Origin of the sequence: Bartonella sp. AP1QHHD (assembly GCF_042196265.1) — a bacterium.
Lineage (GTDB): Bacteria > Pseudomonadota > Alphaproteobacteria > Rhizobiales > Rhizobiaceae > Bartonella.
On sequence record NZ_JBHIPW010000010.1, the window covers coordinates 17747 to 41841 of the forward strand.

The 24095-nt window shown below is 36.9% G+C and carries 11 protein-coding genes and 3 pseudogenes; 6 read left to right on the top strand and 8 right to left on the bottom strand.

Annotated elements, in window-relative coordinates:
- Positions 1-542 precede the first annotated feature (542 nt).
- The 4 genes and pseudogenes from ACFIME_RS01605 to ACFIME_RS01620 all read left to right on the top strand — a co-directional run bounded on the left by ACFIME_RS01605 (position 543) and on the right by ACFIME_RS01620 (position 11946).
- Positions 543-3368, top strand: coding sequence for an autotransporter outer membrane beta-barrel domain-containing protein (locus tag ACFIME_RS01605; RefSeq protein ID WP_375684386.1), 2826 nt, complete (start codon positions 543-545; stop codon positions 3366-3368).
- A 446-nt stretch (positions 3369-3814) separates the two neighbouring features.
- Positions 3815-7039 carry an autotransporter outer membrane beta-barrel domain-containing protein gene (locus ACFIME_RS01610; RefSeq protein WP_375684387.1) on the top strand — a complete coding sequence of 1075 codons (3225 nt, stop codon included), beginning with the start codon at positions 3815-3817 and terminating at the stop codon, positions 7037-7039.
- 686 nt (positions 7040-7725) lie between these two features.
- A pseudogene (locus ACFIME_RS01615) lies at positions 7726-8452 on the top strand (autotransporter outer membrane beta-barrel domain-containing protein); the annotation flags it as partial.
- Between the two features lie 170 nt (positions 8453-8622).
- On the top strand, positions 8623-11946 hold the full coding sequence (locus tag ACFIME_RS01620; protein WP_375684388.1) for an autotransporter outer membrane beta-barrel domain-containing protein: 3324 nt from the start codon (positions 8623-8625) through the stop codon (positions 11944-11946).
- An 813-nt stretch (positions 11947-12759) separates the two neighbouring features.
- Here ACFIME_RS01620 and ACFIME_RS01625 read toward each other — a convergent pair.
- The 4 genes and pseudogenes from ACFIME_RS01625 to ACFIME_RS01640 all read right to left on the bottom strand — a co-directional run.
- A pseudogene (locus tag ACFIME_RS01625) lies at positions 12760-13554 on the bottom strand (autotransporter outer membrane beta-barrel domain-containing protein); the annotation flags it as partial.
- Positions 13555-14087: 533 nt separating this feature from the next.
- Positions 14088-15059 (bottom strand): WD40 repeat domain-containing protein, encoded by a 972-nt coding sequence (locus ACFIME_RS01630; RefSeq protein ID WP_375661858.1) that lies wholly within the window; start codon positions 15057-15059, stop codon positions 14088-14090.
- A gap of 10 nt (positions 15060-15069) precedes the next feature.
- Positions 15070-16098, bottom strand: coding sequence for a CobW family GTP-binding protein (locus tag ACFIME_RS01635; RefSeq protein ID WP_375661859.1), 1029 nt, complete (start codon positions 16096-16098; stop codon positions 15070-15072).
- A 21-nt stretch (positions 16099-16119) separates the two neighbouring features.
- Entirely contained in the window at positions 16120-16863 is a 744-nt protein-coding gene (locus tag ACFIME_RS01640; RefSeq protein WP_375661860.1) for a creatininase family protein, read from the bottom strand.
- Between the two features lie 1480 nt (positions 16864-18343).
- Here ACFIME_RS01640 and ACFIME_RS01645 point away from each other — a divergent pair.
- Positions 18344-18613 carry a hypothetical protein gene (locus tag ACFIME_RS01645; protein ID WP_375684389.1) on the top strand — a complete coding sequence of 90 codons (270 nt, stop codon included), beginning with the start codon at positions 18344-18346 and terminating at the stop codon, positions 18611-18613.
- An 890-nt stretch (positions 18614-19503) separates the two neighbouring features.
- Here ACFIME_RS01645 and ACFIME_RS01650 read toward each other — a convergent pair.
- Complete coding sequence (locus ACFIME_RS01650; RefSeq protein ID WP_375684390.1) at positions 19504-20838, bottom strand: NAD(P)H-dependent oxidoreductase; 1335 nt, start codon at positions 20836-20838, stop codon at positions 19504-19506.
- 163 nt (positions 20839-21001) lie between these two features.
- Between ACFIME_RS01650 and ACFIME_RS01655 the strand changes: the two genes are divergently transcribed.
- Positions 21002-21481 (top strand): MaoC family dehydratase, encoded by a 480-nt coding sequence (locus tag ACFIME_RS01655; protein WP_375640770.1) that lies wholly within the window; start codon positions 21002-21004, stop codon positions 21479-21481.
- 171 nt (positions 21482-21652) lie between these two features.
- On the opposite strand, the pseudogene ACFIME_RS01660 reads toward ACFIME_RS01655, so the two are convergent.
- From ACFIME_RS01660 to ACFIME_RS01670, 3 genes and pseudogenes are all read right to left on the bottom strand, one after another.
- Positions 21653-21951: pseudogene (locus ACFIME_RS01660) on the bottom strand (integrase); the annotation flags it as partial.
- A 441-nt stretch (positions 21952-22392) separates the two neighbouring features.
- Positions 22393-23052 (bottom strand): methionine ABC transporter permease, encoded by a 660-nt coding sequence (locus tag ACFIME_RS01665; protein ID WP_375643374.1) that lies wholly within the window; start codon positions 23050-23052, stop codon positions 22393-22395.
- A complete protein-coding gene (locus tag ACFIME_RS01670) occupies positions 23045-24079 on the bottom strand; it encodes a methionine ABC transporter ATP-binding protein (protein WP_375684391.1) in 1035 nt (344 codons plus the stop codon). The genes ACFIME_RS01665 and ACFIME_RS01670 overlap by 8 nt, the downstream gene beginning before the upstream one ends.
- Positions 24080-24095: the final 16 nt, after the last annotated feature.

The following is a 24095-nucleotide window of genomic DNA, read 5'->3' on the forward strand; positions in this document are numbered from 1 at the left end:
GCTCTGAATGTTTTTGAATATTGTAAAGTTGAATTAAAAGGAGAAGGTAAAATCGGAACTGATTTTTACACGTTCCTACTTTTTATTAGGCTATCTTACCATGAAGATTGCCTAAAAGGCATATGTGAACTCTTGTTTCTCAATTTTGGCATATGTTTTGTCTGCTTACAGAGTGAGTGTACACTGTTTCAATATAATATTATCGTAAGGATGTTGATTATATCCGTTTTGGGGGGATTAGACGGCAGTTAAAATAGGCGTTTTTAATGCATGTCAACCGATTAAGGGTGTTTTTGACTAACAACGTTAAAGGTGATTTTTCTGTCGTTCTTCAGTTGTATTTTTGCAAATTCTTTATAAAAGCGACAGATTTAGATTGTATTTTCGAGTAATTTTTTAATTCCATATTTACATAAAACACAAAAAATAGTAATAAGCTCAAAATATTAAAACCTAAACGTATTAAATATTTTTCTTTTGGTTAAGTTTTTTGATACGTTATGTATAGATCTTAGTAAGAAGAGGGGGATTATGGTGGAATTATGGTCAATCTATTTAAAAATCGCTTCTCCTTATGTACTTTTACAACGGCACTTCTTTTTTTGACACACAATGTTGGTGTTTTTGCACGCAATGCTGAATCTCAGGTTATCTCTGGAAAAAAGCAGTCTTCATGTGATCAGAATGCAGCATTTTATCAGTGTTCTGATGGTGAAGAGCACGAAATTAATAATAAAGTTTATTCGCTAATGGATAAAAATGTTAATGGTGTTCATGGAGCCATAGAGGCGTCTAAGGAAGGTACAATTATTCGTGGCAAGAATATAACTGTTAAGGGTATTTTGGATGAAAAGAATAACTCGGAAAACAATTTTTGGAAATATGGAGTAAAGGTATCAGAAAAGGCGACCGTCGTTCTGAGCGATTCCACGTTGAGTGGGGTTTTAGTGGGGGTGGAAGCTCAAGGTGGATTCATCGTAATGTCTGGTGGATCGATTGATGCAATCAAAACGGGGGCTTTTGCAGAAGGAAAATCTCGAAGTAGAATTGATTTAACGAATACGCAAATTAGCCTAGGGAGTGTTGGGGTTAAAGCAGGAGAAAAAGGATATTTTATTTTAGAGGGTGTTTCTATTACCGGCAAGGGTAGTGCCGGCAAGGATGATCAAGGGCTGGATGCAGGTCGTCAGGCAGCTTTTCATATATCTGAAGATGGTTATGTTCAGTTTATGAAAGGGTCTGTTGATGTTACTGATGCTCATGGGCTTTTATTGCAGGGAGATAAAGGTTCTCAGATTAATATTGGAGATTCCAATATTACAGTGAAAGGTAATGCATTTTATGGTATGCATTTTGAAGGTAAGGCAGCATCAGAAGGTTCGTCAGAGGGAAAATCATTGCGCGTTGATTTGAAAAAGACGCGTTTTGTCGTTCCAGATAGTATAGCTGTTTATAGCAGTCAATCTGGAAAGTCTAAAATATTTTTAAAGGAAACAAAGCTTTTTGGAGATTTATTGCTGAAGGCTGATCGTAACTCTTCTATAGAGGTTGTTGCTGATGTTTCTGCACTTGTCGGTCAAACTCAGGTTGATAACAGTTCTAAAGTCGACCTTATCTTGAGAAATAATTCACAGTGGGCTTTATTGCAACCAAGACAGAAAAAATTACAAGATCCTAATTATAGAGGTGTTTCATTTATTTCATCGGTACATCTTTCTAATAGTTCCATTACTTTTGAAAAACCAAAGTCTAGTACTGATCATGCATATCAAACGCTTTATATTGGAAAAGGAACAGGTATTGTTTATCAGGCTTTTGGTGATGCTTGGATTCATTTGAATGCACGTTTAGATCCTAGTGATACAAGTGATCATCAAGTAACGGATCGTCTTCTCATTCATGGTGATGTTAAGGGAAGAACTATAGTCCATATACAAGGGGTTGCGGGGGGGGTAAAAGGAAAAAATGAAAAAGCGCACAGTGTTTCAATTATTCAAGTTTATGGAGATGCATCGTATGACTCTTTTCAACTGAATGGGCAGTATGTTGCATTGGATGGCGCGCCTTATAAATATGTTCTTCGTTCTTATGGACCAAAAGCTACTGGAGAGGAGGAGCATGTTAAACAGAGATTTGCTTTGAATGGAGGAGCATTTTGGAATTTTCGTTTAGAAAATGAATATGTTCAAACATCTGATGTTTCTAAAAGTACTCCTATGGTTTCTAAACGTACACCTCCTGCACGTGCTTCTTTTGAGGATATTGTTCCAGCATCTTCTGAGGATATTGTTCCAGAATCTTTTGAGGATATTGTTCCAGAATCTTCAGAGGAGGTTGTTCCAGCGCCTTCTGCGGATAGTCTTTCTAAAATTGAAAATGTTTCTCCGTCTCGACGAGCTGTAAGATCTGTTGTTCCTCAGGTACCAACTTATCTCCTTTTGCCAAATAGTTTGTTCCATGTAGGTTTGATAGATATTAGCAATCAAAACAAGCAGCTGGAGACAGCACGGACTAATTTGGGTGGAATGTTGGAAATTCGTGAAAATCCTGCTTCATTTTTGCGTGGCTATGGTGGGAGTTATCGTTATGTTTCAGATTTATCTGCGCTTGAATATGGTTATGGAGGGGATCTAGGGTACTATGCGCTAGAGACAGGTGTTTTGCTACAAACTGTTGAAAATGTTGACAGTACTATATCCTTTGGGGTTATGGGGTCTTATGGAAAGCTTTCTCTACAGCCTCAAGATGTTGCACAAAGCCAAAAAAGTACATTTGATAAATGGACTGCTACAGTATATGGCAGTATGCAGCATGATGCAGGATTCTATATTGATGGTCTTTTATCCTATGGTCTGTTTAAGGGAGATGTTCTGACAACTGCTCGGGGTAAGACTGCAACATTGAAGGGTAACCCTTTAAGTGTTTCCTTAATGGGTGGTCAGAAAATTGCCACAGGATATGAAGATGTTGTTTTTGATCCACAGGTTCAGGTTGTTTATCAACATCTTCAATTTAATGCGGCTCGTGATATTGATAATTTTAATATTGAGATGGGTAAACTGGATCAATTGATGGTGCGTATGGGGGGGCGTTTGATGAAGACTCTGACTGCGTCTGAAAAAGATCGTGATGTTTCTTTCTATGGAAAGATTCATTTTGCCCATGATTTTGGCAAAGAAAGAGCTGTGCGCTTTAAAGATTCTTTCCAGTTAGGGGCTTTTGGTTCTTCTCTAGAAGCTGGATTAGGTCTTAATGCTCGCTTGTCTCAAAAAGTTGCGCTTCATGGTGATTTGGTTTATCAGCATAAGTTGAGTAAAGGTGGTTTTTCTGGAATCAGTTTTTCTGGTGGATTGCGCTATCGTTTTTAGGATGATCATCTTGAGGTAAGTTGTTTAAAAAGCCACAAGCATAGCTTGTGGTTTTTTATTATTTGTTTGCAATTTTTAAAATAAGCTTTTTTGAAAAATGTTTTTTTGGCATGATCAAGTTTGTTTCTTTTTAGAAACGAGATAAGGCTTTCTGGTTTGCAGTTTTTGCTTCTTATGCTGTTTTTCCTCCTTTAGTGTATTTTTATTAAATTCTCTTGAAATCACCGCTTTGGGGGAGAATTTTCATTTCTATCTATATTTTTACGCGTTTTTATAAATAATACAATTTTAAATTGTGATATTTTGGGATTCTGGCTTTACATAAAACATATGGTGGATATATAAAATACAAAACGTATTTTAACTTATCGGGCGTAACCAAAATCATTAAATAGAACGCGTATTTTTTTGTTTTTAGAGAAGGGGAAGAAAGTTTGTAGAAAATTATGCTTAAAAATCATCTCTCTTTATGTCATTTTACAACGGTTATTTTTTTCTTTGTATACAATGCTGATGCAGGTGAGGTTCCTGCTGAGAAGAAGCCATATTCATGTAACGAAAGTGCTTCATTTTATCGTTGTAATGATGGTAAAATGCATGAAATTTCCCAGAAAACTTATCAACTTACGGGTGAAAGTTCTGATGCTGCCATAGAGGCATCAGGGGAAGATACAGTCATTGAGGGGGAGGCTATAATCATTAACGGTGTTTCGAATGCAAATGGACATTCAGAAACAAACGCTTGGACAACAGCTGTAAAATCCTCAAATGGGGGAGGCGTTGCTCTATTTTATTCCATGTTAAATGATGTATCGATAGGGGCCGATGTTAATGATGAGGGAGCTTTTGAGATGCAGGATGGGGTGATTAAAGCAACCAGAATGGGGATCAGTGTTGCTGGTAAAGGATCGTTTGTTTCTTTGACCAAGACAGAGATTAAGACATCTTCTGATGCGATAGGTCTTTTGAGTCATAATGGTGCAAAAATTTATATGAAAGGAGGAAAAATTAACTTTGCTGATGGTATTGGTGTTCAAACAGGAGGAGATGGAGAAATTAATTTAGAGGGTGTTTCTATTACTGGGAGGGGGAAACAGGGGACAAATACAGATAATTATCGTGAAGCTTCTGCTTTTAGTATGCTTCAGGGGAAAGGCTCTCTTAATTTCCAGAAGGGAAATGTTAATGTTAACAATGCTCATGGCATTGTATTGCGGGGGAATGATAATAATGATGCTCATATCAAATATTCCAATATTTTTGTGAGAGGGAATGCATTTAATGGCATGCGCTTTTTTTGGGAAGCTGTCTTAAATGATAAAAAAACAATTATACCTGGAAAAGGGACTGTCCATTTGACAAAGACAACTTTTATGGCTCCAGAAAGTACGGCTATTTATAGCCGCGAATTTGAAAGTTCTGTTAAACTCTTACAAAATTCAACAGTTTCTGGTGATTCACTCCTGAAAGCTGTTGAGCGTTCTAATGTAAAGATTGAGGCTGATGCTTCTACCCTTGTAGGAGGCGCACATGTTGATGAAAGTTCTACAGCTAAGATAGAGTTAAAAAATGGTTCAAAGTGGATTTTATCGCGACCAAAAGTTGACAAATTGCAAAATTTTGATGCTTCTGGTTCTAATTTAGGGGACTATTCCTTCATTTCATCGGTTAATCTTACGGATAGTTCTCTTATTTTTGAAGAAGTAAAATCCAAAACGACAGATGGTTATCAGACACTTCTCATTGGAAAAGGGGCAGGGACTGTCTATCGTGCACAAGGCGATGCGCGTCTTTATCTTAATGCATATTTGGATAAAGGAGGTGCTCTGCAAGAGCAAAAAACGGATAGGCTTTTAATTAATGGTGATCTTGAAGGAAAAACGACAGTCCATGTGTATAGTGTTCCTGGAAGCTCAGGGGCATTGACGGGAGATGGTGGTAATGATCAGGGGATTTCCATTATTCAGGTTTATGGAAAAGCCGCTGAAGATTCTTTTCAGTTAAATGGGGGGTATGTCACACTTGAAGCCTCTCCCTATCAGTATCATCTTAAGAGTTATGGTCCAAGCTCTGCTTTAGGGGCGGCAGATTCCAATCAAAGAGTGCTTAAAAATACTGAAACATTTTGGGATTTTCGCCTCGAAAGTCAATTTGTTGATTCTACTTCTCTCGATTCCACTAAAGTTTTTCCTGTTCTTGATTTGGTTGTCCCCCCTTCTTCTGATGATATTCCTTCTTTTCCTAAAATTCATCCTAATATTACTGGAGGTGAGGATGGTTCTATTGATTCTAACTCTCAGCAAAAATCTCAGGAGCCAAGTCTTTCTTCTCCTGTAGATTCTCCTGATAGGGTTTCCCATCTTACGACCACACCTAATGTATCTGATGTTTTTGTGCTTGAGATCCCCAATCCTCTTTCCTCTCTTGCGCCTGTTGTTCCCGCTATTGCTGAATCTAATCCAGTTGCTCCACCTGAATCTGGTTCACTTGTTCCGCCATCTGTTTCACCCACTCCTTCTGTTGTTTCCCCAGTTGCATCTGTTTCACCCACTCCTTCTGTTGTTTCCCCAGTTGCATCTGGTTCACCTGTTCTGTCATCTGTTTCACCCACTCCTTTTGTTGTTACTCCACCTGCGTCTGGTTCTTCTGTTTCGGCATCTGTTTTTGAGCTTTCTTCTCATTTTGAGCCAAATGTGAGAGTCGTTGTTCCACAGGTTTTGACTTATATTCTTGTGCCAAATACCTTATTTTATGCTGGATTGATGGATATCAGTAATCAAAGCAAGCAGTTGCAAGCGCTGCGAACTGTTTCTGGTCGGTTGTTGAAAAATGATGAAAATCCCGCTTTGTTTTTGCGCGGTTACGGTGGACATCATCATTATACTTCAAATTTGTCTGCATTTAAATATGGTGATTATGGCGGTGAGCTTGATTATAATGCACTAGAGGCAGGTATTTTACTCAAGAAAATCGAAAGTGCATACAGTACGACATCTTTTGGGATTATGGGAAATTATGGCAAACTTTCGTTGCAGCCTCGAAAGGTTAAACAAAGTCAAGAAAGTATATTTGATAAATGGACAATCACAGCATATGGAAGCATGCAGCATGATACGGGTCTCTATATGGATGGTCTCTTCTCTTATGGTTTGTTTAATGGAAATGTTCTCACACTTGAGCGAGGTAAAACGGCTGCATTGAGAGGGAAGCCCCTAAGTGTTTCCTTAACTGCTGGTAAAACGTTTATGATAGGCAGCCGATATTTTATTTTTGAACCACAGGTTCAGTTTGTTTATCAAAATCTCCAGTTTCATAAGACTCGTGATATTGATAATTTTAATATTGATATGCGAAGCCCAGATCATTGGGGGATGCGTATTGGTGGGTATTTAACGAAGACACTTACATTTACTAAAGATAAAGATGCACATGTTCTCTCATTCTATGGTAAGCTTCATTTCATTCGTAGTTTTGATGATAAACAATTTGTATATTTTAAAGATGCCTTCCAGCTTGGTTCCTTTGGGACTTCTTTAGAAGCTGGATTTGGTGTTTTTTCGCAATTATCTCCCAAGATTATTTTTCATAGCGATCTGATTTATCAGCATAAATTTACGAGTGACGGCTTTTCCGGAACGCATTTTTCTGGTGGATTAAGTTATCATTTTTAATTGTATTTTTCTTTAATACATCCTTTGTGAAAGACATAAGCACAAAACATGGTTTTGTTGTGTCGTTTTTCTGATTTTTGACTTTACATATAATACAAAACAAATTATATGTAACGGTACATAATAAGTAGATGAACTAGGTGTGTCTTTTCAGTTTTTTATGAATAAAATAAAGGAAGTTTAGACTAAATTATGATTAAAGTACTAAAACGCTATGTGTGTGTTCTCTTACGACCTCTATTTCTTTCTTCGTGCACAATATAGATGTGAGTGCAGAAGATTATAACCCCTCGTGTAATTCTCTTTTTAAGTCGTATTCGTGTGATACAGTTGATGCTTCTCGTACTTTTGGAAGTCGTAATAAGTTATATATGAGTGGATTGGATAGGAGGACTACAGGTGTTATTTTTACAATACGAATTCATAATATAGTTATTAAGCCGCAAAAAAGTAAAGGGGAAAAAGGCTTTCAGGAACTGATGGAATTTTAGAATTAAAGAGATCTGAGAAGATTACATCAGCAGTGGTTGTGTCAAAAGATAATAAAACTTCTTTTAAAAAGAGTTCTATTACAGGAAATGGCGAAAAGAAAAGTGGTAGAAATGCTACGTTATCTCAATCTGTGTTTGGTGTGAAGCAGGGTGGTTCTTTCCTTTGATGAAGGTAAGATTCAGGTTTCTGATGTTCATGGTATAGAGGCAAGTGTCTTGCTCAATGCGATTGAGGATACACATCACACTTTGAGCTTTGGAATAATGGAGAATAATGGAAAAAAACTCTCTACAACCTCAAGATGTTAAAGAAAGCAAAAAAGTACATTTGATAAATGGTCTATTACAGTATATGGCAGCATGCAGCATGATACAGGCTTTTATATAGATGTCCTTTTTTCCTATGGTTTATTTAAAGGGGATGTTCTCACGCAAGCAAGAGGCAAGACAGCAACATTGAAGGAAACACCTTTGAGTGCTTCATTGATTGCGGGCAAGTCATTTACGACAGGGCATAAAGGGGTTATTTTTGATCCGCAGGTTTAGGTTATTTATCAAAATGTGCGGTTTGATAAGGCGTCTGATATTGATGGTTTTGATATTGAGATGGGAAAACTTGATTTATGGGTGATGCGTGTTGGTGGTCTTTAAGAAAGATGCTTGCTGCTTCTGAAGAGGCTCTTGTTGTTTCTTTCAATTGCAAGCTTCAGCTTGCCATTAGTTTTAGAGGAAAACAACGTGTGCGGTTTGGAGATGAATTCCAATAAGGGCTTTTGGCTCTTCTCTAGAAACTGGAATGGGATTGAAGGCTCAGTTGTCTTCAAACTTTGCTTTGCATGGAGATGTAACTTATCAGCATTGCCTTAGAAAAGGTGGTTTTTCAGGGATTATTTTTTCAGGCGGTTTATACTATCGTTTTTAGGTGCCTATGAAATATAGAGTAATTTTACATAAGTTATAGAGTGTTTTATGAAGTATAAAGTGATTATTTAAGTTTTATACTTGCTATTTTTAGTGTGTTTAACTTAATGTTATGGGGAATGTTTTTTATTTTTAACTAACAGGGGAGAAAGGCAAATTGGGAATAAAGTTATGGTTAATGTATTAAGCGGGTATAGATTTTTATTTATTACAACGGCTATTGTTTCTTTTTTGCCAATCGTGAGTGTTAATGCGAATCCTAATAATTTAGGAACTTCCTGTAATGTATCAGGGAGTTTTTTTACATATAGCGATAGTAAAAAACATACGATAAGTAATAAAAATTATACTCCTTCTGTCTCTTCTCTAGATGATTTTATTGCTGTCTTCTCTATAGAAAAAGAGGGAACTGTTTTAAATTTATTAGAGACAAATATTATCTCGCATAGGCCAAAGCAGTCATTTTTATATAGTGCATCTGTAAAAGATGATGGCAAGCTTGTTCTAACCAATTCAAATATTAAGGATATGTCCGGTTTTCGTGTTCAGAACGGGCAAGTTGTGATGAATAGAGGGAAGATTGAAGGTAGTTTGCAAGCTGTATGTGCAGAAGGAAAAAAAACCGATATTGCTTTAGTGAGCGTAAATATTGATATTGCATCAGATAATTTGAATGCAAAAGGGATTGGATTTGTTAGTAGTTCTGATGCATTCGTTAGGATATCAGGCAGTACTATTACTTTTAATGAGATTGGTGCGTTTTCAACACAATTTGGGGGAAAATATCTTATTGATACAACCAATATTCAGGGCAAAGGTAAGAAACACACGATTGTAGTTGATAATGAAACTATTGATGAATTTCCAAGAGCTTTTGACATATCACAGGGTGGTAATGTTCATTTGCGTGGTGATTCTATTCAGCTGACTGATATGCATGGCTTCTTGATTACGAATTTTGCAGGTTATGCAGATGCTGAAGGTAAATTGATTCAAGAATACGCTTCATCAAATGCGTTTAAAAAGACAAGTATTAAGATAGAAAAAAACAATATTTCTGTTCAGGGTGAGGGAGTATACGGTCTGTATTTTTATGGATTAGATCCAGATGTATGGGGTGATATGTTTAAGGTAGGGAGTGAAAAACTTTCAAAAGTAGAAAAAATTGTTTGGGGTGAAGCATCTTTGCATTTGTCACAGACAACTTTTTCAGTTCCTGATGGTATTGCCATTTATAGTACGGGAGATGATATTTATGGAGCTGAAGCTACCATTGAATTAACAGAAAGGACAAAGATCTCTGGTGATTTATTGTTAAAGGCTCAAAATAATTCTTCTCTATTGGTGAAAGCAAAGGATTCTATCCTTACAGGGGGTATTCGTGTTGAGGATGCATCAACTGTTCACTTAGAATTAACAAATGGCTCTGCATGGTATCTCACCAAAAGGAAACATACAGATTTACAGGAATCTCTTCCTGTAGATTCATTACTTTCGTCTATAAGCATTTCTGATAGCACAATTTTTTTTGATAAATTTATATCTCAAGATTATCAAACGCTATATATTGGAAAAGTATATATTGAGAAAGGAAGTAATCTAAATGACATAAATCCAATAGAGGGGATACAATATGATAAAGAAGCCTATAATGCAAAGGGAAATGTGCAGATTAAGATGAGTGCGTTTGTGAATAATGACGGCTCGTTTAATCCTCAAAAAACTGATCGTATTTTGATCTACGGGAATGTTTTGGGAAGTACACTGCTCATGATGGAGAAATTTTCCAAAACCTTAGAAGGAGAAGCTGGCAATAAAGGAAGTCAAAGTATTTCACTTGTTCAAGTTGCTGGGACAGCAGAGGAAAGTTCTTTTAAGTTAGCCAATAGTTATACTACGGTGAATGGATTTCCTTATCAATATAAACTTCGTGTCTATGGTCCAAGTTCTTCTTCTGGAAATGCAGATCCAAAGAATAGATTGGTTGTTGGAGAAGGGGATTTTTGGGATTTTCGTCTCGAAAGTGTTTACATTGGTCCTGAATTAGATTCTTCTGAAACTGCTTCTAAGCCAACGTCTACAGTTTTACCTCCTCAATCTGAAGAAGAGACGGTTCCTTCTAAACGACCAACAGAGACTATTTCACCTGAACAACCCCCTTCTGTTGAGCCTCCACTTATACCATCTACACCTTCTTTGCCTGAAGGATCTGAACCGTCTGAAACATTTATCCCTACGGATTCGACGCTGCCCCCTTCTGCACCAGTTCCGTCTGAGCCTCCCTCTGTACCAACAGTTCCGGAGGCTCCTTCTGCTGTGCAACCTATGCCTGCACCGTTTGTTCCAGTTGAAGATTCTACTAATGATGTTCTGCCATCTGAGCCCTCTGCTCCGGAGGACACTTCATCTCTGGATACTGTTTCTCCTCCTTCTGCCCCTGTTGAACCAAAGCCTTCTCAGTCCTCTGATCCTTTAGATCCTTCGTCTAATCTCTCTATACCGCTTGATGTTCCGCCTGAGCTAGGGATTAGAGCGGTTGTTCCACAGGTTCCAACTTATCTTCTTTTGCCAAATGCCTTATTTCATGCTGGTTTAGTGGATATGACCACGCAAAATAAGACGTTAGAGACAATGCGGAATGCTTTTCATTCCTTTGGGAAAGATGATAAAAAGACAGCCTTTTTTCTGCGTGCTTATGGGGGGAGCCATCACTATGCTTCCAATTTATCTGCTTTTGAATATGGTTATGGTGCTGAGCTCGATTATAATGCATTTCAAGCAGGTGTTTTGTTAAACGAGATTGAGAGTTTATATGGTCGTACATTCTTTGGAGTTTTGGGAAACTATGGAAATCTTTCTCTACACCCTCAGGATGTTGAACAAAGCAAAAAAAGCGCATTTAATAAATGGTCTGTTGCTGCCTATGGAAATTTGCAGCATGATACCGGTTTTTATATGGATGGGGTGGTATCGTATGGTCTTTTTAAGGGAGATGTTTTGACCCTTGCACGGGGTAAGGTTGTGGCATTAAAGGGTAGACAGTTTAGCGGTTCTTTAACGAGTGGTAGAACGTTTGCAACAGGGTATAAAGGTGTTGTTTTTGATCCGCAGATTCAGGTTGTTTATCAGCATCTTCAGTTTAATCAGGCGCGTGATATTGATAATCTTGATGTTGATTTAGGAAAATTTCATCAATGGGTGGGGCGTGTTGGTGGGCGTTTAAGCAAGACGTTAGGTGTTGTGGAAGAGGGACGTGAAGTTTCTTTTTATAGTAAGCTTTCTTATTTGCATAGTTTTGAAGATAAGCAATTCGTTTCTTTTAAAAACGATTTTCAGTTAGGTTCCTTTGGTTCTTCTTTGGAAGCAGGGGTTGGGTTTAATGCCCGTCTCTCATCAAAACTTTCTCTTCATGGAGATGTCACTTATCAGCATAGATTTAAGAAAATTGGTTTTTCTGGAGCCAGTTTCTCTGCTGGGTTGCGCCATCTTTTTTGAAGAGGTGCAATATGTATTTTTAGTTAAAAGGCAGAAGATTTTCTGCCTTTTAATGTATTGAAATTTATTTTGCCTCATCAATATGGTTATTTTTTTTGATATAAAAGATTACAATAGATGCTTTCTTTTATGCGATGAGAAATTTTTCTAAAATTTTTGATGTCAAGATATGAGGACAGATTTCATTGTGAATATGAGAAGTTTAAATGCTGAATGCTTGTGGCATAATCTTTCAAAAAATGCGATATTGATGATTGTTTTTGTCCATTTCTTTATTAATTTTTATAGATCATAAGTTTAGTCTTTATGAGTTTTATGCATTGTTTTGAATTTTGTTTTAGAACTTTATTCACGTTTATATCATTTAATACGCATATTATTTGTTTCCTTTTTTAGGATTTTTACTTAAGAATTTTGGATAAATATTTATTTTTAGAACAAACAGAGGGAGTTTGAGGTCAAATTATAATAAAAGTAAAGTATGCTTTATCGTGTTGTTACGGTTGTTGTTTTGTAAATGAATAGGTGGCAGAGAAATTTCGATAAGATACAGGATATTATTTTTATTGCGGTCATGCGCGGATATCATCATTCTTTTTTCAGCATTCAATATTTGCGCAGATTTTAGCACTCGAGAATGTTCATAAGAAGCAATTCACCTTTTTTCAAAAGTCCTTCTTTGCATGCCAGCTTCGTTTGTGATGGACAAGGGGTTAATTGATTAAATATAAACAGGTTTGAAATGAAAGAAATTTATAATATTCAGTTTTTATTCAATATGTAGAATGATGAGTGAGCATTCTGAATTATTGCATGAAATTTTCCTAAATCAATATCACGCGCCTGATTAAACTGAAGATGCTGATAAACAACCTGAATCTGCGGATCAAAAACAACACCTTTATACCCTGTTGCAAACGTTCTACCACTCGTTAAAGAACCGCTAAATTGTTTACCCTTTAACGCCACAACCTTGCCCCGTGCAAGGGTCAAAACATCTCCCTTAAAAAGACCATACGATACCACCCCATCCATATAAAAACCGGTATCATGCTGCAAATTTCCATAGGCAGCAACAGACCATTTATTAAATGCGCTTTTTTTGCTTTGTTCAACATCCTGAGGGTGTAGAGAAAGATTTCCATAGTTTCCCAAAACTCCAAAGAATGTACGACCATATAAACTCTCAATCTCGTTTAACAAAACACCTGCTTGAAATGCATTATAATCGAGCTCAGCACCATAACCATATTCAAAAGCAGATAAATTGGAAGCATAGTGATGGCTCCCCCCATAAGCACGCAGAAAAAAGGCTGTCTTTTTATCATCTTTCCCAAAGGAATGAAAAGCATTCCGCATTGTCTCTAACGTCTTATTTTGCGTGGTCATATCCACTAAACCAGCATGAAATAAGGCATTTGGCAAAAGAAGATAAGTTGGAACCTGTGGAACAACCGCTCTAATCCCTAGCTCAGGCGGAACATCAAGCGGTATAGAGAGATTAGACGAAGGATTAACAGGGGCAAAAGACCCAGAAGGCTTTGGTTTAACAAGGGCAGAAGGAGAAGGAACAGAATCCGGAGATGAAGGAGATACCGTAACAGAGGGCGGTAATAGAAGCTCCATGAAATGATTATTAGATGGAATTTTCTAGGCAAGAAACTGAAGTGTAGAAGGCTGCTCGTAGGAAACTTTGCCCTTTAGAAGGGGAAATCAAAAAATTTTTTATTTAGGAAAATAGTGTTGCATTCCCTTCTTCTGATCGTAGGAATAAATTGTTGTTTTAATGATGATATCAGCTATTTTTTGCCAAATTTTTAAGAAAAATGCTTTTGTGGAAGTATGTAGCCTATATAGATGTTTATAGGGAGATGGGGGGGCGGTCTTGAGGGTGATGTTTTTATTCTTGTATGGGGGTAGCAATGTTAAAAGGTCAAAAAACATGTTTAAGGTATTTTCTTGTCTAAAGGGGGGGAGGAAAGGAAGAGGGAAGATTTAATGATTACGAAGATTTTAGGAGATTTTGGGGGGGAGATTAGGGAGATAGGATTTCTGAGAGCTCTGGAGATGCACGGGGATAAGATTTCTGGAGGATTGTGTGGGCATTTTTTATAGGCGATAATTGCGCTTGTCGGTGTAATTTAATCAGTGATATTGATTATACCACATTCACCATTTTCGCTACCGAAGGAGAGGTTTTGCCCTGCTTGATCCCAGTTAAGTGCTGAGATAGCGCTTTTCCCACAACCTTTTAGAAGGACTTCTTTTCCATCATGAAAATGTGCCGCTAAAATCATTCCATCATTGAAGCCTATTGCTACAATTTCTTTGTTTGGGTGGCATGAAACGGTGCTAACAAGTGCATTTGCTCGTGTGCCTAGTTCTAGTGGTGTTTTTCCTATGGGGCCATCTTTTGTATGAAAGGGCCAAACAATTGCGGCAGAGGCACCTGATGTTGCTAGCCATTTTCCTTTTGCGCTCCAAGACCAGCTTTTGACTTTGCTTGGATAGCCACTCATGCGGAGGTGCTGATTATCAGTGAGACGCCAGCCATGCAAGGCGTTTTCTTGCATGGTGGAAATGACATAGCGGTTGTCTGGTGAAAAGGTGACACTACAATGAGCTCCTTTCCATACCAATGTGGTGGGAGATATTTGCGTTGATAACCAATGAAGAGTGACTCCATTGTAATGGGCAACGGCAAGTCGCAAACCTTTTGGGGCAAAAGCAAGGCCTTCTACACTGCGTTCATGTGTGAGCTCTTGTCGTTCTTTTCCAATATGCGCAAATGCGAGGCGTGAAGAGGAAAAAGCAAAAGCTTTTTGTGGACCAAAAGCAACGTTGTTTATCCATTTGCGTTCTTTTTGGCTTAACAATTCCGTGTGATCTGCTGCGGTTGTTTGACAGACTTTTCCATCTTCTCCACCGGTGATGATCGCGGTATTGTCATGGGAAAAATGGCTTGAAATTATTCCTTGGTGAACTTCAACGATTTGTGGGGTTGGATTAAAAAAAACAATGAAACCTTCTACGGAAACAAAGGCTGGTTTATTGCCTATAAAACCGCAGGAAAGGCAGTAACTTTTGAGATCATAATGGGTAATGTTTGGCATTATCACTCACTTATGCGCAATTTTCAAAACCAGTTTTTAATTTTTCAGCATCAAGAGAGCGTCCTATAAAGACAAGGCGGCTTTCTCGTTTTTCATCTTCACGCCATGGGCGTTGATGTTGTCCTTCAAGAAGCATATGTATCCCTTGAATGACGTAACGATCATCGTCTCCTTGAAAGGCGATAATGCCTTTAAGACGCAAGATATCAGGCCCTTGTTGCTGTGTAACCTGCTGGATCCAAGGGAAAAACTTTTCTGGTTGCAGAGCATCTGTTTTTAAACTTACAGAAGTGATGGTAATATCATGAATGGTGGATGCGTGATGATGGTCATGATGACAATCGGGACCGCACACATGGTTGGCATGTTGGTGTGTATGTTCGTGATCGAGAAAATGAGGTTCATGATCGAGAGTCCGTTGGAGATCAAAAAAACCACGATTAAGGAGTGTCTCAAGAGGGATATTGGTGCGCTGTGTTGTATAGAGTATAGCGCGAGGATTAATGGCCAGAATAAGGGATTCAGCATGGCTGCGTTCTTGTGGGGTGACAAGATCAATCTTATTTAAAAGAATAATATCCGCGAAAGCAATTTGGTCTTCAGCTTCACGACTTGTTTTTAATTGAGAGGGAAAATGCTTTGCATCAACGACTGCTATGACACTGTCGAGAGCTGTTTTTTCATGGATAGTATCATCCATGAAAAAGGTCTGTGCTACGGGAACGGGATCAGCAAGCCCTGTCGTTTCTATAATGATCGCATCAAATCGATGAGAACGTTGCATCAGACTTTCCAGAATGCGAATGAGATCACCACGCACGGTGCAGCAAACACAGCCATTATTCATTTCATAAATTTCTTCGTCTGATTCAATGATCAGGTCATTATCAATACCAATTTCACCAAATTCATTGACAATGACGGCATAACGTTTGCCATGATTTTCATTGAGAATGCGGTTGAGAAGGGTGGTTTTCCCAGCACCAAGATAGCCTGTGAGAACCGTAACGGGAAGTTTTTTGGGGTGTATCGTTTCCATGGAGAGACCTTTTATTGTTCTTTATTGCCATGTGTTTATGTTAAATCGATTGATATCATCAAGTAAATCACGAAGCTGAGACAGAACATGAGAAAAGATTGCTTCACCGGCTTGTGGTGTTGCTTTGCTTGCATTTCCTGCCGCACCTTGCGTATTTAGATCTTTCATTGTCCAACCAAAGGCATGAGGACCATAAGCACGTAAATACCGATAATTGGCAATCATATCCGCTTGTTTATTATGAAAATTTTCTGCCTTTTCCATATGGACTTTTTCTGGTGCTAAATAGAGCATGAGAGAGGTTTCGATAAAGCCTCCATGGATATCAAGATGTTGTTGAGATGGCTCCATGAGACCTTGTGGTAAACCAAAACGGCTCCAGCTTGTTGCTACAGCGAGCATGGAAAGGCGCTTTCGTAATTCGGTGATAACAATGCTCATTAAAGGTGAATTTCCTCCGTGAGCATTGAGAAGAAGAAGACGGTTGATCCCTTTGTGATAACAGTTTTCACCAATCTTTATCCATCGCTTAATCGCATCAGAAAAGGTAAGGGTTTGTGTACCTGTAACATCCATATGTTCTATAGAATAGCCAATCTTTTCAACCGGTAAAAGTGCGATATGAAACTGCTCTTTTGTTTGTAAAGTGAGAGCTTTTGCAAAAGCTTCAGCTATAATCCAGTCGGTTTCGAAAGGAAGGTGCTCTCCGTGATATTCGTGTGCGCCCAAAGGTAAAAGAGCGAGAAAAGGCCTGTTAGATACCATAAATTATTGCCTAAAAGAGAAGTTAACATAGACAAAGTGATCGAAGGTGCTGTCACTATTTAATCTATCTATAAGAGAAACGCAAATAGGCGTCTTTTTACATCACATATGGATGCATAAAAATGAGAGCTTTGTTAAAAATAGAGAAGCTTTTATTGAGCAAAGCCAACGCAATTTTTCTGTAATATGAGGCAATATTTCTCAAGATAGTTATCTTTTGTAATTATTTCTGATATATATTCTCATTTTTAATAAGTAAATATTCATACATATTAAATTATTATACATCAAATAATGAAAAATATTTTTTATTATTTATTGAAAATATGATTTTTTAGTAATTTTATCCTATTCCTTTTATTTCAAGCATTTGATTAATTATTTATTATTATTTATTTTGCACAAATTGCAGACAGTTATGTGAATATTGCCAAAATTTTTTTTCAAAGAGAATTATTTTTTACTAATACAGAGTAAATATAATTACTCAAAATATAAATAAGGCTGCGCTCTACAATATTGACGAAAAATATGGAATAACTTTTATGAAAATTAAGAAAGAAAGTTGTTTTTCAGTATTTTGGGGATCATTTCATTTTTCATGACTCTCTTTTTATTTAATTTTAGGTAGTTTGTTGGAGCTCTAGTATTGCTTATAATGTTTTTGTAAATCTGATAGATTTACTTATTTTATGCGTTTGTTTTGTTAGGTTTGAAAGTCAATATTTTGTGTTCTTTATGCTGTATGAGATAAAGGGGGCTGAATTACCTCTTTGAAGATGCTATGCGATATTTTTTTCTTTATATATCAGTAAAATTTGAGAATCATTTTATTAATGTCTTTTCCATTTTAAAATAGAGATCTTAATTGCTTTTTTACATTTTTATACCTATTTTATAGAAAATGAGTACACTATTTTAAGGTTGTTTTATTAGGATAGATTTGTTTTAGATCAAGTTTTTATTCGCTACCAATTTTATTTTTCAATATTACTGATAAGTGATATAATAAAAATCCATTAAGTACTATTTCATTTTTATTTTTATTGAAATGATAGACAATCATATATCATTATATTGGCAGTTTTAAATTTTATAGTTCTTTAAAATTAATTACATTTTAAATTATTTATAAAAGCTCTATTATATAATTTTTTAAATTAATTTGTTTCGTAATATTTCTTATAATAAGAAATTTAACAAATTATTATTATTTTTAATTATAGCAATAAAAATGACAAAATAATATTACTGTTAGTATCTTGATTTATTATGGTGTAAAAGTAATAAATTATTTTTTATCATTTATTGTTTTTTATCTTTACATGTAATACATAATGTGTTATATTATAATAACAAAATTACATATAATATTTTATTATGTGCAATTATATAAATGATTAAATATAATTTTTGGTTTTTATATATGTGAATATTCTTTCATTTTTTTCAGTGAAGAAAAAGAGGAGTAAAGAAAGCTATGTTTAAAATATTTAAAAATCGTGTATGTTCATTTACTTTTACACTATTTATTCTTTTTTTTGTACAAACTATAGAGGGAAATGCAAGTTTTGTAAAAAATAAAGTTCAAGAGAGAATAGCAATTACTATTCCTACACTAGAAAAAAATGTAGCTATTAAAGCTGTGGATAGAGTTGTTATTCAAGGCGTTGAGAAACAAGATGTTATTGCTTTAGGAAAAGCTGAAAAAGCTGCTGCCTTTTCAGGTTCAGCCTTTTGGGGGGAATAGGTATTTTATCACTTCTTGCTTCTTTAAGTATTGGGGATGTATTAGGTACTGTTGTATCTCTTTTTGCAATATTCAGTACACTTTAGCAGAAAGATCATCGACAAAGTCGATGATTTTTTTGTTCGCTTCATGATTTTGAAAAAATAAATATTTTGACTTATTTATACTGTATTGGATAAAAATCACTATTCTTAATACTAAATATGGCTTTTATTAACATTATTAAAGTTCAAGGTCCTGCATTTATGGTTTTTTACAAAATAATGTAACCTGATTTTTTACAGTTTATGTTTATTCCCTAGTAATAAGGCTAGTATACTCATTATCTTTATCAGCTTTTTAATATTGTCTATCTTCTCTCATATGAAGATTATTCATCAAAGGCATATTTTATCCTTTTTAAATTTTTTTATTTTTTATAAGAGGATAAAATAAAAATATCTCTGTATTCATGGCTCTTATGCAATAAGAAAAATGAGAAATTATTATTTATCATTCAAATTTGTTTATGTTAAATACATCAAAAGTATTTTTTATGTATAACAAGTTGTGTTCGTGTATGGACAAAATTATTAAAAAAAAAGAGTAAAAATTCTTCTTATGAATTATCTCTAAGGTTCAAGGACTGTTGTAGTATTGGCAAATAAATGATGGTGCTGGTTTGTATCTTTATAGAGTAAAGATAGTAATACACAATGAATCTTATGCCATCTCATGGAGTGGTTTATACTGTCGCATTTACGGGACATATTGTGAGAGGGAAGTGGTAATGTGCATCGTTGGAAAATGCTTTTATTAAAACATAAACCTGTATTTGCGATAGAAGTGTATTCTGGGTTATTCTGTTGCCTAAGGGAAGGATACTGTTAAGTAAGGTAATTCAGGAGTATTTATAGCTTAGCGGAAGAAGGGCTATGAAGTAAAAGGTCTTGTTTAGCACGAAGACGCGCAATCCATTGATCTTCACGAATAGCAGTATTATGTATTGTAATGAGTTCGTTTTTTTTAATTGCAGCTGTTACTGTTGCTTTTTCTAGAAGACCACAAGGAATGGCGTGGTGAGCGCGTGCTTCTGCGATGTTCATTATCCAAGCACGATAAGTATAAAGACCGATAAAGTCTAGCGGATCACCTGGATGTAAATCTTTTTTAGCAACAGCACAGACTTCTACTACGGGATGGCTAAGAGGGACCATATCTTTTTTGCCATAAAGCATAATACGTGCGCAGGTGAGGGGAACTTCCATTGCTGTTAAATGATAGGGGCGATGAAAGGTGAAGTAAGGTCCCTGGCCAATTTTTAAATCTTCCATACGTTCGCGTAAACGTGGGTGTGCTATTTCGGCAATGACAAAGACACCTGGTGAAACACCTTGACCTATTGAATAATCTACAACACCATATTGCTGTAAAATGCCCCCATCTTGTTTTGGAATAAGCACTTTGTTTAAATCTTGTAGCGCTGCTCGTGGTCCATGCATTCCTGGGCAATCGGGGAGAAGTCCGGTGGCATTGGCAATGGCTGCCATTTCAACCATCGTTTTGGAACCATCAATAAATTCAACCAACATACGCACATTCATATTACGCCGGAATGCTTCTTCTTCGTAAGCATCAGGTGTAGCATCAAAGCGCAGAGGATTATTTTTTCCTTTACCCGCTGCAACAATCTTATGTCCAAGGGCTGAAACAAATTCTATGAGTTCCATACAAGAAGTAGGTTCATCGCCGGCACCAAGTGTATAAATGAGCCCTCGTTTTTCTGCTTCATGTTTGAGATAAGCGCCAATTGTAACATCTGCTTCAACATTCATCATGACAAGATGTTTGTTATTCTCAAGCGCTTTGATACCAATCTCTGCTCCTGCTTCGGGATAGCCTGTTGCATCAACGATAATATCAATTTGTTCATGGCGCAAAACAAGGTTAATATCATCTGTTGCTGCAATCAAACCCTTTTCAATGCTTTGGGTGAGAGCATAAGTATTTTCAACTTCACAGACATGTCCATCTTCGCCATAGGCTAGTGTAGCGGCATCAAAAATACGTGACGGTGTCCTCGTGGCTACAGCAGCGACTGTTATACCATCCATATGCGCAATACTTGATAATAAATCTGTGCCCATTTCACCACAACCAATCAGTCCAATACGGATGGGGGGATGGTTTTCTGCACGTTGTTTCAAATCATGCGCTAAACCTGTTAGGTTCACATTGCTTGCCATTCTTTTTTCCTATTTGAAAACTATTCTGCTAAAGAACTTTTCTCATTCATAAGGTGCATTTGTTTTTAAGACAATTAATCTTTTATTCTTGATGCTCTAATCAATGGATTTTATAAAAGCAAGAGGGGTGGTTTCTTTTATCAAATAAAATAGGAATAGCGTTATGCAGCAAAAAATAACAGTACAAGATGTCACCAGTTTTATTGGGAAAGAAGTGGGATTATCGGAGTGGCGTCTTGTTACACAGGATATGATTAATCAGTTTGCATGTGCTACAGATGATCATCAATGGATACACGTTGATGAGGAAAAGGCTAAAAAGACACCTTTTGGCGGCACGATTGCTCATGGTTTTTTAACATTATCGCTTTTGTCTACGCTCGCTTATGAAGCTCTTCCAGAGTTGGAAGGGAGCACAATGGGGATTAATTATGGTTTCGATAAAGTACGCTTCATGAGTCCTGTGAAAACAGGGGTACGGATACGTGCGCATTTTGTGTTAGACGACGCAGAAATTCGCCCTTCTGGTCGAGTGGTTTTCCATTATGGGGTTACGGTGGAAATTGAAAAGTTAAAAAAACCAGCTCTTACAGCTCAATGGCTTATTGTTGCTGTTGTGGAAGAAAAACCTTCCAATATCTAGATTATTTGAGTGCTTTATTTTATAAAATTTTTATACAATTCTATTAGAAGTTTCTTCAATGATGATATTGAGAATAATCTATAGGATGATAGATATGGTGGAGCTATCATAGCGTTGATAGCCATAGCAGGTTGCTATCTTTCCTAGATCGTTTTGAAGAGGAGTTTCCTAATGAAGATAGTGCATTGCTTCACGCTTTTGTTTATAGCGTTCTTTAATGGGATCATACCCATCACGTAAAACAGAACGCTTCAAATGGAATATACTTGCGTTGCCAATTCACGGGCTTATTTTAAAGCAACATCTCTCAACGCTCGTCACACCCATTTCGCAATGGCGCCTGTGAATAGTATAACGATAAAGCCATTGAGCACCCCTATCTTTATGCTTGTGAAGAAGAAAGCCGACACCATCATATTATATGCTAGCCGCCAATGTTAAGACAGGTCTTGGCGCTTGAGATAATTCATAAGAGGCATGCCTTTCTTTCTTGTATAGTTTTACTCACACGTCTCTTCCCGCTTTTAACGTGCAAGCGAGAGGTTTTGGTTGATTCTATATGGAACAAATTGGGAATGAGAGGATCTTACGGTATTCAGAGTTCTCATTCAATATGAATAACGCCATATTATCATTATAAATTCAATGTGTTATCTAAGGTTGGGAAAGGTCGTGACCAATGTCTTAATTTAAAGAGAGTCTCACATACTGTGAGATCTCTTATTTTATCCCCTTTTATATTAAAGCCATTAAAACTATTTTCTTTCATGTTACAAACGGATGGGGAGAGATAAAAACTGTTTAAGAAAAAAGTTTCTAATCTCTTATGAGCGTTTTCGATAGGCAAGGGTTGGTGCACTTGGAAAGTGGCAAAGAGGATGATGGTATTGGCATGTGAAATTCTAAATCTTTTAATGTTTTGTTTTATCAAGTTTTTGTACGATTTTATCAGAAGTCCATTGGGTTGTAATATTGAGCACGATCAAAAGGATGATGACGATGGTCATGATGAAGGTATTGTAGCGTTGGTAGCCATAGCGGATTGCCATATCCCCTAAACCGCCTCCACCAAGATATCCAGCAAGTGAGGTGGCTCCTATAAGAGAAATGACCATAACTGTAAAACCTGTAATCAGGCTAGGGAGAGCTTCAGGAATAAGAACATGTCTGATAATTTGAAGACGACTTGCACCCATCGAGCGGATCGCTTCAATGAGACCGTTTTCAACGGTTTTAAAAGAGAGTTCCGCCATGCGTGCATAAAAAGGGATAGCTGAAATGGTCAGTATAAAAATTACAGCAGGCATTCCTATCCCTCTTCCTACAACGATACGCGTAACGGGAAGAAGATAAAATGCAAGAATGATAAAGGGAATGGCACGAATACTGTCAATGATTATGCTTAAAGGGCGATTGATGAGAGATGAGGAAAAAATCCCTCCGCGTGCTGTTGTGTGAAGAAGAAGACCAAGGGGAAGCCCTATAATAAATGCCATAACAGAAGCACTAAGTGTCATCAATATTGTATCAATAACAGCTTGGGGAAGTTCATGAGACAGAACATTAAACATAGCCTAAGACCTCACAATATCGTCCTTTTTTCGTTAACCATTGAACAGCTTTTTCTAAAGCTTCTTTATCTTCTCCAGGAAGAGCCAAGAAGAGTCTCCCGATGGTTTCATCTTGAACTGTATCAATGCCACCATGCAAAATACGTGCTTTTAAACCACTCTCATTTTCTAGAAGATGAAGAAAAGGCTGCTGGGCAATTTCACCGGCAATATTAATTTCAATGACAGCTTCTCGTCCAATTGGTTTGAGATTTTTCGCAAATTTTTCAGGAAGTTGCGGGGTTACAAGCTTGAGCATAGCTATGGTTGTATCGTCTTGCGGTGATGTAAAGATGTCTTTCACACGTCCTTCTTCTACAATGTTTCCCTGATTAAGAACAACAACGCGATGCGCTATGGTGCGTACAACTTCCATTTCATGGGTGATGAGCACAATCGTGAGATTGAGGTGTTTATTAATATCAGCAAGGAGCTCTAGAATAGATTGTGTTGTTTCAGGGTCAAGAGCAGAGGTGGCTTCATCTGATAACAATATTTTAGGATTAGCAGCAAGAGCGCGTGCAATGCCAACGCGTTGTTTTTGCCCTCCTGACAATTGTGTCGGATAGCAATATTCTTTCCCAGATAACCCAACCAATTCAATCAGTTCAAGGGCACGTTTGTGGCGTTGTTTTTTACTTACACCACTTAATTTAAGCGGCAATGCAATGTTATCAAGAATATTCTGCGATGAGAGAAGATTGAAATGTTGAAAAATCATCCCAATTCGTTGACGGTAAGGCGCCCATTCTATCTCTGATAGATTGGAAATATCAACACCTTCAAAAAAAATGGACCCTGCATCAATCTTCTCTAACCCATTTAAACAGCGAATAAGTGTTGATTTTCCTGCTCCACTGCGCCCAATAATGCCAAGGATTTCACCAGCTTGGATATTTAAAGAGAGATTATTAATTACCGGAACGCCAGCCGTTTTGTTAAAACAACGGCTGATGTTTTTTAAGGAGATAAGAGTAGGTTTTTCCATTCACAATTACTCGGAT

Bases quoted from the DNA above. Each gene is read 5' to 3' on its own strand.
- ACFIME_RS01605 (WP_375684386.1), top strand. From the start codon at position 543: ATGGTCAATCTATTTAAAAATCGCTTCTCCTTATGTACTTTTACAACG.
- ACFIME_RS01610 (WP_375684387.1), top strand. From the start codon at position 3,815: ATGCTTAAAAATCATCTCTCTTTATGTCATTTTACAACGGTTATTTTT.
- ACFIME_RS01620 (WP_375684388.1), top strand. From the start codon at position 8,623: ATGGTTAATGTATTAAGCGGGTATAGATTTTTATTTATTACAACGGCT.
- ACFIME_RS01630 (WP_375661858.1), bottom strand. From the start codon at position 15,059: ATGCCAAACATTACCCATTATGATCTCAAAAGTTACTGCCTTTCCTGC.
- ACFIME_RS01635 (WP_375661859.1), bottom strand. From the start codon at position 16,098: ATGGAAACGATACACCCCAAAAAACTTCCCGTTACGGTTCTCACAGGC.
- ACFIME_RS01640 (WP_375661860.1), bottom strand. From the start codon at position 16,863: ATGGTATCTAACAGGCCTTTTCTCGCTCTTTTACCTTTGGGCGCACAC.
- ACFIME_RS01645 (WP_375684389.1), top strand. From the start codon at position 18,344: ATGTTTAAAATATTTAAAAATCGTGTATGTTCATTTACTTTTACACTA.
- ACFIME_RS01650 (WP_375684390.1), bottom strand. From the start codon at position 20,838: ATGGCAAGCAATGTGAACCTAACAGGTTTAGCGCATGATTTGAAACAA.
- ACFIME_RS01655 (WP_375640770.1), top strand. From the start codon at position 21,002: ATGCAGCAAAAAATAACAGTACAAGATGTCACCAGTTTTATTGGGAAA.
- ACFIME_RS01665 (WP_375643374.1), bottom strand. From the start codon at position 23,052: ATGTTTAATGTTCTGTCTCATGAACTTCCCCAAGCTGTTATTGATACA.
- ACFIME_RS01670 (WP_375684391.1), bottom strand. From the start codon at position 24,079: ATGGAAAAACCTACTCTTATCTCCTTAAAAAACATCAGCCGTTGTTTT.